This window comes from Chryseobacterium indologenes (assembly GCF_002025665.1).
In the GTDB taxonomy this organism is placed as follows: domain Bacteria; phylum Bacteroidota; class Bacteroidia; order Flavobacteriales; family Weeksellaceae; genus Chryseobacterium; species Chryseobacterium metallicongregator.
Map to the genome: position 1 here is coordinate 298,691 of NZ_CP018786.1, position 13,862 is coordinate 312,552.

The 13,862-nt window shown below is 36.4% G+C and carries 10 protein-coding genes, 3 tRNA genes and 1 riboswitch; of the genes, 5 read left to right on the top strand and 8 right to left on the bottom strand.

Features of this window, described 5'->3' with window-relative positions; translation table 11 throughout:
• Positions 1 to 10: 10 nt before the first annotated feature.
• The 5 genes from BUE84_RS01280 to BUE84_RS01300 all read left to right on the top strand — a co-directional run bounded on the left by BUE84_RS01280 (position 11) and on the right by BUE84_RS01300 (position 8,003).
• The gene (locus BUE84_RS01280; protein WP_079240200.1) at positions 11 to 958 is read left to right on the top strand and encodes a transporter; all 948 of its coding nucleotides are present in this window, start codon (positions 11 to 13) and stop codon (positions 956 to 958) included.
• A 92-nt stretch (positions 959 to 1,050) separates the two neighbouring features.
• Positions 1,051 to 1,236: riboswitch (cobalamin riboswitch) on the top strand.
• Positions 1,237 to 1,344: 108 nt separating this feature from the next.
• Entirely contained in the window at positions 1,345 to 3,378 is a 2,034-nt protein-coding gene (locus BUE84_RS01285; protein WP_079240201.1) for a TonB-dependent receptor plug domain-containing protein, read from the top strand.
• Entirely contained in the window at positions 3,375 to 4,508 is a 1,134-nt protein-coding gene (locus BUE84_RS01290) for a YncE family protein (protein WP_079240202.1), read from the top strand. Before BUE84_RS01285 ends, BUE84_RS01290 begins: the two co-directional genes overlap by 4 nt.
• A gap of 14 nt (positions 4,509 to 4,522) precedes the next feature.
• Complete coding sequence (locus tag BUE84_RS01295; protein ID WP_079240203.1) at positions 4,523 to 5,716, top strand: cell surface protein; 1,194 nt, start codon at positions 4,523 to 4,525, stop codon at positions 5,714 to 5,716.
• A gap of 28 nt (positions 5,717 to 5,744) precedes the next feature.
• The gene (locus tag BUE84_RS01300) at positions 5,745 to 8,003 is read left to right on the top strand and encodes a DUF5074 domain-containing protein (RefSeq protein ID WP_079240204.1); all 2,259 of its coding nucleotides are present in this window, start codon (positions 5,745 to 5,747) and stop codon (positions 8,001 to 8,003) included.
• A gap of 166 nt (positions 8,004 to 8,169) precedes the next feature.
• Here BUE84_RS01300 and BUE84_RS01305 read toward each other — a convergent pair whose 3' ends face one another.
• The 8 genes from BUE84_RS01305 to BUE84_RS01340 all read right to left on the bottom strand — a co-directional run bounded on the left by BUE84_RS01305 (position 8,170) and on the right by BUE84_RS01340 (position 13,767).
• The gene (locus BUE84_RS01305; protein ID WP_079240205.1) at positions 8,170 to 8,958 is read right to left on the bottom strand and encodes a T9SS type A sorting domain-containing protein; all 789 of its coding nucleotides are present in this window, start codon (positions 8,956 to 8,958) and stop codon (positions 8,170 to 8,172) included.
• Between the two features lie 225 nt (positions 8,959 to 9,183).
• A complete protein-coding gene (locus BUE84_RS01310; RefSeq protein ID WP_079240206.1) occupies positions 9,184 to 9,957 on the bottom strand; it encodes a T9SS type A sorting domain-containing protein in 774 nt (257 codons plus the stop codon).
• A gap of 302 nt (positions 9,958 to 10,259) precedes the next feature.
• A tRNA-Glu gene (locus BUE84_RS01315) sits at positions 10,260 to 10,331 on the bottom strand.
• Between the two features lie 63 nt (positions 10,332 to 10,394).
• A tRNA-Glu gene (locus BUE84_RS01320) sits at positions 10,395 to 10,466 on the bottom strand.
• A gap of 82 nt (positions 10,467 to 10,548) precedes the next feature.
• Positions 10,549 to 10,620, bottom strand: a tRNA-Glu gene (locus tag BUE84_RS01325).
• Between the two features lie 10 nt (positions 10,621 to 10,630).
• Positions 10,631 to 10,885 carry a 30S ribosomal protein S20 gene (gene rpsT / locus BUE84_RS01330; RefSeq protein ID WP_002983073.1) on the bottom strand — a complete coding sequence of 85 codons (255 nt, stop codon included), beginning with the start codon at positions 10,883 to 10,885 and terminating at the stop codon, positions 10,631 to 10,633.
• A 66-nt stretch (positions 10,886 to 10,951) separates the two neighbouring features.
• A complete protein-coding gene (locus tag BUE84_RS01335; RefSeq protein WP_034694584.1) occupies positions 10,952 to 11,272 on the bottom strand; it encodes a hypothetical protein in 321 nt (106 codons plus the stop codon).
• Between the two features lie 443 nt (positions 11,273 to 11,715).
• Positions 11,716 to 13,767 (bottom strand): DNA/RNA non-specific endonuclease, encoded by a 2,052-nt coding sequence (locus BUE84_RS01340; RefSeq protein ID WP_079240207.1) that lies wholly within the window; start codon positions 13,765 to 13,767, stop codon positions 11,716 to 11,718.
• Between the last annotated feature and the right edge of the window lie 95 nt (positions 13,768 to 13,862).

Sequence of the window (13,862 nt, forward strand, 5' to 3'; positions counted from 1 at the left end):
TATAGAAAACATGAAGAAGATTATAGCGATAGTAAGTTTGATCCTGTTTAGTCAGTATCAGGCAAAAACCATCAGAGACAGTGCTTATAGTGCTCCGGAAACCTTTAGCAGATTCGATTTTGATGATGATTGTGATGCCTGTGGTTGTGCGGCAGGAAACGGATCTTCCGGCTTTGAATCTTTACTGAATCCACAGTTTATCGGAATCAAATACTTTGCCCAGCATTATAAAGCCAAAGAAAACTTATTTGTAAAAGATCTAACACAGGATCAGTATTTCAATACGTTGCAGCTTTGGGGAAAAATTCCACTGACTAAAAAGCTGAGTGTTTACGCAAGTTTGCCATTCCATTTCCATGAGAAGAAAACCATGCAGGGAGATATTAAAATCAATGGGATTGGAGATCTGAACCTGATGGGAATTTACCAACTGATGAGTTCTAAAGATAATTTCCATCATCTGAGTGGAGGTTTGGGTATGAAAATTCCACTGGGAAAGTTTGATGAAAAAGGAGCATCTGGAGTCAATCCAAGTTTTCAGCTGGGAACGGGAAGCTGGGATTATCAGGCAGCTTTGAATTATAAATTTCAGAAAAATAAAGTAGCGGTATTGGTCAATACGGATTACACGATTAAAACTGAGAATAAGAAAAATTATCGTTTTGGTAACCAATGGAATTATGCTGCAACAGGTTTTTATCAGGTTGCGGGGAATGAAAAATCTATTTTTTCTGTAAAAACGGGAGTTCAGGGAGAGGTTTATGCTCAGAATAAACAGTTTAATGAAGCCTTGCCTAATACTGCAGGAAGTGCTTTGTATGGGAAATTGGGTTTTGAAGCTTCTTACAAAAGGCTAAGTTTAGGAAGTGAAATAATGCTTCCCATGTATACTCATCTGGCAGGAGGAGATATTGAAGCCAAATCAAGATTCAGTATTTTCCTGAATATTGGAATTTAAAGTGACACCCTCAATAAAATGACGTTAAAGCTCCTTCGGGAGCTTTAATTGTTTATGAATCATGATTTTAATTGGGGATTAGGAATAATTATTTATCTTTGCCGAAATTTGGTGAGCCCTAAAAAGCTCTTAAAAGGGAATCCGGTGAAAATCCGGAACAGACCCGCTGCTGTAAGCTCCGTACCAAAGTTTTTGAAGAATATATCCACTGTTTTTTAATGGGAAGGATTTCAAAAATGGAGTAAGTCAGAAGACCTGCCAGAAAATAATCGTTTGACGCTTTCGTGGAATAAAGCTTAGGACATCAATGATTCTGTGCAGTAACAGCTGTGCTTTGTCGTTGTATTCTTATATCCATTAGCGTCTTCATTATCCTAAATGAGCTAATGGCGGCAAAACAAACTACTTCTGCAATTCATAAAGCTGTTTTCACAATATTGGTGATCACATCTCAATTTTTATCTTCTCAAACCAAGAAAAAGGACAGTCTTCAGGAAGAGACCATTAAAGGAATCAATCTTTACAAAAAGAATTTTAAAGAAATCCTTCCGGCACAAATTTTACAAGGCGAGCAGCTGGAAAGACTGAACAGCCATTCTGTTGCAGATGCACTGCGGTATTTTTCAGGAGTTCAGATTAAAGATTACGGAGGATTGGGTGGTTTGAAAACTATTAATATCCGAAGCATGGGAAGTCAGCATGTAGGCGTTTTCTATGATGGAATTCAATTAGGAAATGCCCAAAACGGACTAGTGGATCTGGGACGATATTCCTTGGATGATCTGGAAGAAATATCATTGTATAACGGACAGAAAAGTGAAATTTTTCAACCTGCGAAAGACTTTGGTTCTTCGGGGTCTATTTATTTACAGCCTAAAACACCTGTATTTAAAGGAAATAGAAAAACCAATCTCGTGATAAGAGCAAAAAGTGCTTCCATTGATCTCTTTAATCCTTCATTCCGATTGGAACAGAAGATTTCAGACAGGGTTTCTGCCAGCTTCAGCGGAGAATTTATGCAGAGTGACGGAATTTACAGATTTCGTTATGCCAAGAAATATCCCGATGGGCAACAGGCGTATGATACCATTGCAAAGAGACATGATTCAGATATTCGGGCAAAACGTTTTGAAACTTCTCTCAACGGAACTTTAAATAACGGAAGCTGGAATATCCGTGGCTACGGTTATATTTCAAACCGCGGAATGCCGGCACCTATTGTGAACGGCCGTTTCGGAGGAAGAGGAGCGAGGCTTTCCGATGAGAATTATTTTGTACAGGCCAATCTGAGAAAAAAACTGTTCCCAAAATTGGAAACTCAGCTGAAAGCAAAATTTGCTTACGATTATACCCATTTTATGGATACGGTTCGTTCACAGTCTATTATTTATACCGATAATACCTACATCCAAAGGGAACTTTATCTTTCTTCTTCCAATATTTACTCAATCACTCCCAATTGGGATGTCAGCCTGAGTGGTGACTTTCAGTACAATAATCTGGATGCCAATCTGGATAACTTCTCATATCCTACACGTTATACTACATTGGTAGCATTGGCTACAACCTATCAGTGGAACAGATTCAAAATTCTGGGAAGCCTTTTAGGAACTTTTACTTTTGAAGAAGTAAGAAAAAACAAAAGACCGGGAGATGCCAGAGAATGGACGCCTGCGGTGTTTATGAGCTATCAGCCGGAAAAAATTCCGGAGCTTACCCTCAGAGCTTTCTATAAAAGGATTTTCAGACTTCCTACTTTCAATGATTTATATTATACCAATATCGGAAATACCTACCTGAAGCCGGAATTTACCAATCAGTATGACGTAGGATTTACTTATCAGAAGAATTATACCAACCATTTCTTTAAAACCTTTTATGCTAAAGTAGATGGTTACTACAACAAAGTACAGGATAAAATTGTAGCGGCCCCTAATGGAAGTATGTTCCGTTGGCTGATGATGAATCTTGGAATGGTTGAAATCATTGGAGCGGATGTAAATATTCAGACTGAAATGCAATTAGGAAAGGTAAAGCTAAGACCATTGCTCTCTTACACGTATCAAAGCGCAAGAGATATAAGTGATCCGGAAGACACCTTTTATCGTAATCAGATTCCTTATACCCCATGGCATAGCGGATCATTCAGTTTGATGGCAGATTATAAAGACTGGAGTTTCAATTACAGTGCGATGTATGTAGGAGAAAGATATGATGTGAATCAGGACAATATTCAATACAATTATGTACAGCCCTGGTATACTCACGATCTGTCTGTTCAGAAAAAATTCAACTGGGCGAATCATCAATTTAAAGTAAGCCTTGAGATGAATAATATTTTCAATCAATACTATGATGTTGTCATCAATTATCCGATGCCCGGAAGAAATTTTAAACTTATTCTAAACTTCACCTTATGAGAAAACTAAACTTTTATTTTTTATTTCTTGTCTTAGCTTTTCTTACTTCATGCCGTACAGATGAAATTATTGTCCGTCAGGAAGTGGTAGAAGGGCTTCCTTCAGAAAATACGGCAATAAAAGGCTTCTATATGCTCAATGAAGGAAACATGGGAAGTAATAAATGTACCCTTGATTTTTTTGATTACACCAAAGGAACCTATTACCGGAATATCTATGCTGAAATCAATCCGAATGTGGTAAAAGAGCTGGGAGATGTAGGAAATGATATCAAAGTGTACGGAAGCAAACTTTATATCGTTGTCAATGTTTCCAACAAAATTGAAGTGCTGGATGCTAAAACAGCTAAACGTATTACTTCTATTCCATTGCAAAACTGCAGATATCTGGCCTTCAAAGGAGGGAAAGCTTATGCGAGCAGCTATGCCGGACCTGTAGCCATTAATCCCAAAGCCCCAAAAGGAAAAGTAGTGGAGATTGATACCACTTCTCTTTCTATTCAACGTGAAGTGGTGGTAGGATATCAGCCGGAAGAAATGGAAATTGTAGGAAATACATTATTTGTAGCCAATTCCGGAGGATATAAGGCTCCCGATTATGACAATACTGTTTCTGTAATTGACTTAAATACTTTTACAGAACTCAAAAAAATAAATGTTGCCATCAATCTTCACCATATTAAAAAAGATAATTACGGAGATCTCTATGTAACCTCAAGAGGAGATTATTATAATGTTCCTTCCAGTCTTTATTTATTAGATGCAGCCACGGGAACTGTTAAGAAAAATTTCAATCTCTCCGTGAGTGAAATGACGATCGTTAATGATAAACTGTATTTCTATGGGAACGAATTCAATTACAATACCCACAGTTATAAAAAAACATTTGGAATTATTGATGTAAAAACAGAACAGATCATCGCCAACAGAATTTTTGACAAAGAATATGAAGATGTCATTAAAACACCTTACGGAATTACCGTAAACCCAATCACAGAAGATATCTACATGACAGATGCCAGAAATTATGTATCCATGGGATTTGTGTATTGCTTTGATAAAAACGGACATTTTAAATGGAAAACAGAAGGCGGAAATATCCCTGCCCACTTCGCTTTTTTATACAAATAACCAAACTTTAAGAAATGAACAGAAATAGCTTTACTTATTTGAAAATCGGATTTCTATCCTGCTTCCTTGTAGGAGTGATCGCCTGTAAACATGATGATGAAAATGAATTTACATTTAATGGACTTGATGATTCCTATACCATTGAACGTTTAAAGGTTTTGAGTATTCCTACCAATGCCTCAGGATCGGTTACATGGAGTATTAATGATTCTATTATCTCTCAAAATTCAGAACTTGAATTCATCAGTCCTACTGCAGAAGCTTATCCTTTGACATTAAAGATTAGTAATAAAGGAAACGAGCAGGTTTTTCATTCTAAAATAATTGTTACCAAAGAAAAAACACCTTATAGTAAATACATTTCCAAAGTATTGGAGTTCCGTCCTGCTGTAGGGCAGTTCATGAACGAAATTCCGGAATATTTACCTGGAAATACCGTTGCAAATATGCTTCAGAAAGCAAACGAATCCTTAGTAGGAGGTAATTCTACCATGATCAGTCTCGGAGGATATGGAGGATATGTAGTGTTCGGTTTTGATCACACGATTCCCAACCTGAATGGACGTGATTTTAAAGTACTGGGAAATGCATTCTTTGGAAATGATGCAAATGAGCCACGCTCAGGATCCTGTGAACCGGGAATTATTATGGTGGCTTACGACAGAAATAAAAATGGAAAACCAGATAATGATGAATGGTACGAAATTGCAGGCAGCGAATATTTCAAAAATGCTACAGTTAAAGACTACAGCATAACCTATCATAAACCTAACGAAAATAAAGCACCTGTACCCGGAACTGAATTCTGGCAGACAGATGTAGAATATATCAAGTGGAATGACAATCTGGGAAATCAGGGATTCAAAACAAAGAATACTTTCCACGTCCAGAGCTATTATCCTTTATGGTTTACAGATCCTTCTTACAGTTTTTCAGGAACCAGGCTGGCTAATAACTTCTTCGATCAGAGTGGTGACGGTTCTTATTGGGTAGGAAAATCATACGAGTTCGGATATGCAGATAATGCCCCGAATAATGATGATGCCTCCAATATCGATATTTCCTGGGCGGTAGACAGAAGTGGGAAATATGTGAAACTTCCGGGAGTAGACTTTATGAAAATATATACAGGAGTCAATCAGGAAGCCGGTTGGCTGGGAGAAGTTTCTACAGAAGTAGCTGGAGCTTACGATCTACATTTCAAATAATAATACAATCTATTTAAATTAATAAAAAATGAAAAAGTTTTATCTTTTTATGATGCTTTTTCTGTTTGCATGCTTATCAACTGCACAGATAAAAGTTCAAGGTGTACCCAGAAATGATATTTCAGGGATCAGCAAGCTTAATACCACTACCATCAGTTTTTCTGATATTCAGTATTGGGTAGGATCAGGAACCAACCAGGCTGCTTTTGTAGTACAGTGGAACGACAGTAAGAATCCTGATGCCATGGTTTGGGGATTCAAATGGAACGGAAATGCTACCGGAGAAGATATGCTGAAAGCTATTGCTAAGGCAGACCACAGATTATACACTTTGTTGTATCAGGGAACGCAGTTCGGTTCAGCAGTTGGAGGGATTGGTTTTGATCTGAACGGTCAAGGAACCAATGCACTGATCAAAAGCGGAAATGCCACTTATCCACTATATCCGGTGAATGGCTTTGTGAATACTACAGCTTATGATTTTGACAGCTACACGATTGTAGATGCGGCTAACGATCACTGGCAGTCCGGATGGACGGTTAACGGGTACTGGTCATATTGGGTAAAGAACCCTGCAGATGCTGATTTCGGGTATTCTAGTGTTGGAGCTTCTTCACGTGTATTGGAAAATGGTTCTTGGGATGTCTGGAATTTTAACGTAGGATTTAATCAAACTCCGGTTTCTTCTACCATCACTCCGGTTTCTCCGTATGTCGCTTCCAATAACTTTACCAATGGATATTTCATGGTGAACGAAGAATGGTTTGGCCATACCAATGGTTCTGTGAACTTCATTGACAATAACGGACAGATCAACTACCGTGTGTACAGCAATGCAAATAATAATCAGGCTTTCGGTGCCACTACGCAATACGGAACAATCTATGGTGATAAATTCTATTTCGTGTCAAAACAAGCTGCTGATGGAGGAGATACTCAATATACACCTGGGGGAAGGTTGGTTGTAGCCAATGCGCAGACCATGCAGAAAATTGCGGGATTTAATAATATAGGAGGTGGTGATGGTAGATCATTTGTGGGAGTAAACGAACATAAAGGATACATCGGGACTTCTACTGGAATTGTTACTTTCAATATTGATAATTTACAGGTAGGTTCTTTAATTACCGGAACAGGTGGAAACGGGCAGATCGGAAACATGATCCGTACTTCACAATATGTTTTTGCGGTGAAGCAGGGGGTAGGAATTTTAGTTATTAATCCTAATACTGATACGGTAGTGAGTACTATTACCGGAGGTTTCTATTCTGTGGCTCAGGCTAAAGACGGAAGTGTTTGGGGAATTCAGGATCAAAAACTGATCAACATTAATCCTACAACTTTTGCAACACAGGTTTACAATATTCCTACAACGAAATATATCGGAGACTGGGGCGCATGGAATGCCGGTAAATTTTCAGCAAGTAATAAAGAGAATGCTTTATATTGGATCAATTCAATCAGCAGCTGGAGCTCAGGAACACAGATTGTAAGATTTGATGTAACAACGAAAACATTCAACGAAAACTTTGCTGCAATTCCTGGACAAACAGGTCAGTTTAAACAAATTCCTTATGGAGCTGCACTTCGTGTAAACCCTATTACCGGAGAATTGGTTCTGAATACCACAGAAAGCGGATACGGTGCACACTACCAGAAAAACTGGATTCATACCTATGATATGACCGGTGCACTTATTAATACAAAAACATTGAATGACTATTATTGGTTCCCTTCATTGACAGTATTTACCAATAATTCAGCTCCTGTTGTAAGTAACGTTTTACCTTCACAGGTTACAGCAGGAAATACAACTGCAATTGATCTGAAATCAATCGTTTCTGATGCTGATAATTTGGCTGTGTCAGTAGTAAAGTCAATCAAATCAAACAGTAATCCTACAACCGTTTCTGCTGTGATTAATGAGAATGATGAATTGGTTCTTACACCACTTGTTTCAGGGACGTCTGATATTGTGATCAGTTTTAACTCAAACGGTAAACTTGTAGAAAAAACACTTACAGTAAACAGTACTGCTTCCACTTTGGCAACCGCTGAGGTGAAGAAACTTGAATTTGGTATTTATCCGAATCCGGTTACCGATATTCTTACTCTTAAAACTCAGGAGAAAATCCAGAATATTTCTATGTATGATGCTTCAGGCAGAGTAGTGAATGCACAACTGAATAACGGACAGATCAATGTAAGCTCACTTCCAAAAGGTATTTATATTTTGAAAGCCGTGACAGATAAAGCTGTATATCAGCAAAAAGTAATCAAAAACTAATAGTATTTTAGTTCGTAATCTTGTTAATAAAACCCCTGATTAGTTTTGATCAGGGGTTTTTATTTATCATTCAACATCATTATGAACCGGATATGATTCTAGATTGGATATAAAAAACCCGGCAAGCTTGAAAAGCTTGCCGGGTTCGGTTTGTTATGTATCTTTTTTATTTGATAATCACTTTTTTAGAGTATGTTTTTCCTTCTTTTGTCTGAAGTTTCATAATATATACTCCTTGTGGTTGTTTGGTTTCAAAAGAATTTGATGTCAGTTTAGAACGGAATACTTCTTTTCCTGAAGTATTGGTAAGAGTAACCTCTGAACCTTCAGCAGAAACATTTTTATCAAGAGTAAACTGTCCATCCTTGCTGTGAGCCATGAAATTGATGAAAGGATCTTTGTATTGGTAAGCATAATATACTCTAAGCTCTCCGCCAATATTCAATAACCCTGAATTTACATTGATTTTAATACGGTCAAAAGGAATGTTCATGGTCATCTCAATTTCACCTTTGCTTGGATCACCTGCTCCAAGGTTGATCAGTTTTGTAGCAAGACTTGTGTAATCGTTATTGGAAACATCTCCATTAAACGTTTCAATAGATGCGCCACCCAATACCTGAGCAGATAGAGGAGTTCCGTTGGAACCAATAGCAATAACAAGTTTGTTGGTATTGTTCGCGATATTGGTAGTAGGGAAGATCAATGTCTGTTCCGTTCTTGCAAGAAGACCTACTGAAACCTGCAAAGTAGAATAATCATTCTCGTTGCTTCCTACAGCATTTTGAGGATTCAATACACCACAACCCAGACATACTCCAAGAACCTGATTGGTTTGGCTGCTTGCATAAGTTTTTACAATTTGTGCAGTAGACATTGCGCTCGTTAAAAATAGGAATGATGCCAGGATTGCAGCTTTCATCGTGCGTTGGCCAAATAATAAATAAGTTTTCATATATAGAAAAAATTTTGGGTTTTAGCTTTTTTGTAAATTTATAAATAAAATGATTATGTTGCTTATTTTATTTCATAATTATGTGATTTGTTAATAATTTATTGATATTTGTAATTATGAATTTATTTTTATTTAATAACTATACGGTTGTATTGATCTGATAATGAATGAAAAAAAATACGGTAGCTTTAAAAGTCTACCGCATTTATCGTATCGCTTACTGAATTATTTAATTAAAATTTTTCTGGAATACGTTTTCCCTTCTTTGGTTTTTACATTCATGATATAAACACCCTCCGGTTGTTTTGACTCAAATGTATTTGATCTCAATGTAGAACGGAATACTTCTTTTCCTGAAGTATTGAATAAAATAACTTCTGAACCTTCTACAGGAACATTTCCGCCAAGAGTAATCTGGCCGTTTTGACTGTGAGCCATAATATTCATCAAGGGATCCTGGTAAGCATAATAAATTCTGAAACCACCACCGAGGCTGAGAACGCCACCTGTTAATCCGATTCTTATCCCATCATAAGGTTTTGTAGGTTTAAATTCTACCGTACCTCTGTTAGGAGTTGCACCTAGTTTAAGAAGGCTTACATCAATTGTTCTTCGGTCGTCATTAGATGTACCGCCATTCATGGTTTCAAGCGTTACTCCGCTTAATAACTGTACAGATAATGGGATATTGTCTGTTCCGATTCCTACTACCAGCTTAGTATCTGATCTCAGGTCTGGGAAAATCAGCGTTTGCTGGATTCCTCCCAATAGCACTGTGCCCAATACCATTGTTGAATAGTCGTCTTCATTGTCTCCTACAGCATTAAGCGGATTATCTATGCGACATCCAAGGCAGGCTACTCCGAATACTCCAGAGCTTTGTGCATGAGCATAAATTCTGTTTTGTGCCATTGACATGGTGCTGGCAGAAAATAAAAATAAAGCCATCAATCCGGCTTTTAAAGAAGTTGGGCTTCCCGAAAATAAATTGAATTTCATGTTATATATTTTAGAATGAATAGTTTTATTCAAATTTAAGGATTAATGGAAGAAGTATGAAATAATATTTCCATTATTGGTGATATTTTTAATGAAATTTAATATGACTTCACAGGCTGTGATGAAAATAACATAAGAAGTTTTGTCGGTGAGATATGTTGACTGAAAAAATCCCGTTTTCTCTCGATAGAGTAGGTACAATAACTATAGAAAGCTTAAACCTGTTGATGCTTTTAGGAAGAAATTATTGAAATATTATTATATATAGAAACGAAAAAAGGACTTTCGAAAAAGTCCTTTTGTAGCCCGTAGGGGAATCGAACCCCTCTTACCAGAATGAAAATCTGAGGTCCTAACCGATAGACGAACGGGCCCTCTATCTTCCATTACCGAAGTAATGTGTTAGTTTTTGTTTTTATAAGTGTCAACTCTTATTGTAGCCCGTAGGGGAATCGAACCCCTCTTACCAGAATGAAAATCTGAGGTCCTAACCGATAGACGAACGGGCCGGTTAGATTTATTTAAATATAGCTTTTTCTACGGCGATCTTTATAAAACCACCGTTGTTACAGTGGTCTTATAAGATGTAAGTAGCCCGTAGGGGAATCGAACCCCTCTTACCAGAATGAAAATCTGAGGTCCTAACCGATAGACGAACGGGCCAGCTATATTGTTACGCTAATTTATTAACGTGCTTTGTTAATTTGCTTTTCAAGTTAGCCGCTTTGTTCTTGTGGATAATATTTTTCTTAGCTAATTTATCCAATAAAGCGATAACTTTTGGCAATTGTTCTGTAGCAGCAGCTTTGTTCTCTTCATTTCTTAAAGCTTTTAAAGCTGTTCTAGCAGTCTTGTGGTAATATCTGTTACGAAGTCTTCTAGTTTCGTTTTGTCTGATTCTCTTTAGTGCTGATTTATGATTTGCCATATCGTTTAAATGTGAGTGCAAAACTATAAACTTTTTTTTAAACTACCAAATTTATTTTTAAAAATTTTAATTTTCTTCTGATAGGTACTTTCTCAGTTTATTTATTGCTTGTTCTATTTTTAAATTTTCTTGTTCTTTCTCTATTTTTTTGATCGTATTTCCCAGCATGATCAGTGCATTATTCCATTCTCCAGTGGTATTGGTGAAAGTAAGTTCGTCAATTGTTACTTCAAAAGCAACCCTTTCTCCAGTCCTGTAAAGTCTGAAACTGATTTTATCATCTCTGCCTGTAATCCCGCCTTCATTGATTTGTAAATCATAACTTTTTGGGTTAGAGTGGATTTTCTTAAAAAGCAATTTCGCTTCTTGTATTTTTAAATCCGGCATGATATAAAATTTGATAGTCTGTAGAAAACTACAAACAATGATTTATCAATAATATTTTTCATCGGTGTTTCCATATTTGTGTGACCAAGTATGGTAAAATTTTTGCAAATATAATGCTTTTGTGACATATAACATACGTGGAATGCTTTTTTCAAATAAAAGTTCCTATCTTTTCAGTATAATGGCAGGAATTATCAGGCTGTCAGTGTTCTAAAATTTTGTGTTCCTTCATGGATATAAATCTCAAAATTTGAAAAGTTTTTCATCGCTATTAATGATTAAAAATATTTCTGAACGAGGGATTGGTATTGAAAATCAATAGTCTGTAATTTATTTTAAATAATAAAGAAGGGCAATTAATTGTCCTTCTTTATTGTTCTCAAGAAAAGTTTGATGTTCTATATTTTCAGATTAAAAGTAACTTTTTAAGTAATCCAGGGAGTTTATAATTTTATATCATCTTTCCCTGTAATTTCAATAAGTTGTAGGGTCTCGCGCAAACCAACTCTGTTTAAAGGATCAAATTCATTGTAATTATTAAAAGCAATACCCGTTAGATCTGCAATTTTTTGTAATGGAACCTGATAAGTCTTAAATTGACCAAAACCATCTTCTCTGATTCCTTCTTTATTCCTAAAATCTTCAATGTTGTCTGGTTGTTTTAACATATAGCCGCTTACCGAAGGTGTTCCATCTGCTTTTATCATCACTGCCACTTTCCAAAATTGTAATGGCAGCAAAACACCTCTGTAGGGAATGTCATCTTCACTAAATACAGGACCTGTAAAAACAGAAACTTTAATATCTTCCCGTCCCGCACTATCCAATATATAGTTTTCAAGGCTTAACCAGGTCTTTTGGTTCAGGTCTTTATGTTGTGGAGTAGAATTTGAAAAGTGAAAAGTGTCATCATTTGCAGCTGCTGCATTTGGTCCCCAAACAGGATCCAACCTCCTAACCATATGTCCGCGATCCAGATCATTATCTGCATACACGGCTGGACCTGTTTGATATTTCTCGTCCATTCTTGGATCAATTATCCATTTTGTATTTTCTCTTTTTATAGGATCAAGCCTATTCCCATCAATATTGACTGCTGTCATAATACACAGCTTTCGGCTTTTATGGATGGCTATCGAAAAATTAAAATAATGCAGAAAGCTTTTGTTGGTCTCTGTAGGGTTTAATAATGGCGCTAAATTTTTACTTTGAGATTTTAATAAGTCCTCAATTTCAATTTTGAAATTATCTGAGCTTACAAAGTTTGCGTCATATCCGTTTCTGCCCTTGTAATTTGGGTTTTTTGCTTTTTCTATGAAGAAAGATTGCTCCTTAGTATCTCGGTTAGTGGAAATGCTGTCTGTTGTATTTTGCAAAACCGAGTTGTCTGTAAGGCCTATACCTATTGTGATTTCAACAGGTACGTTAAATGTAATTTTGTTGCTCATTTCGTTTAATTTTTTATTGTCAGATGGAGGTTGATGGAGAGTTTGTTCTGTTAAGATTTGTACATCGGAAATTGAATTTGAATTATTGAATATTTCCTCAACCAAATTATTGGTGAATTTTGCCCGTATACTGTTTAGGTTGCTTTTAATATCTTGCAGAATGGAACTAATTCTGACGCCTTCATTGGCAATCCAGTCTATAAGATTCTCATCCATGTTTTCTTGAAATACGGTTCCGTCCTTACACAAGTAATTACCTTGTTCGTCCTTTCGGGGGACTCCACTATGATGCAGTGCAACTACCTGCCACTGATCATTATAAACAGGTGCGCCGGAAGAGCCCGGTGCAGTGTCTGTAAAATAGGTTATAAAGTCTTGTGTTTTAGCAATTAATTGGTTTTCCCTAATAGCAATCTGCTTGTATTGTCCTGAAGGATGTTGTATAATTGACACGTATTCTGAAACGAGTGCTTTATTCGGGTCCTCAGTAAGCTTTAAAAATCCAAAATGATAGAGCGGTTTAATCTTGCTTTTAGAATCGGGGTTTACATAGACAATTGTAAAGTCTAATCTTTCATTTGTATAAAAGAATTTATTTACATTGAAAGTGAATATATGGCTTACTGTAGGCTCGCCAAATTGGTCGTATTGAAAATTGAATTCAGCCAGACTATTTTGGGCATCACCCTCATTTGCAAATACATGATTGTTTGTGAGCAAGAGATTGGGAGAGATTAAAAAACCAGTTCCAAAACCTATGTTCCTACCACTTATATTCTTTACATGAATTCTGCATACAGGATTGGAAGCTAAAAAACCCAATTGTAAATAATTTATACTCATTAAATCATTTTTGTTCAAGATTCTTTCTTTTGCAAGATCGAAAGGTTCAAAGTGATTTGAAACAAGGTGATCTAATCTTTCGTTAATAATAACTTTCTCACTTAACCATGTTGGTGATTCAATTACTGCTTTAGCATGAGGAAGACTCAATTTTGAAAATCTTTTTTCAGTCTCTGCTATGAATTTTAGATTGGATAGTTTCATATGTTTTTAATTAGTTTTTTACGACTGTTGATAAGAGTGCGAATTCTTTGCTCTTATACTTTAATTTGATGCTCGATTTTTTACAATACTGTTTA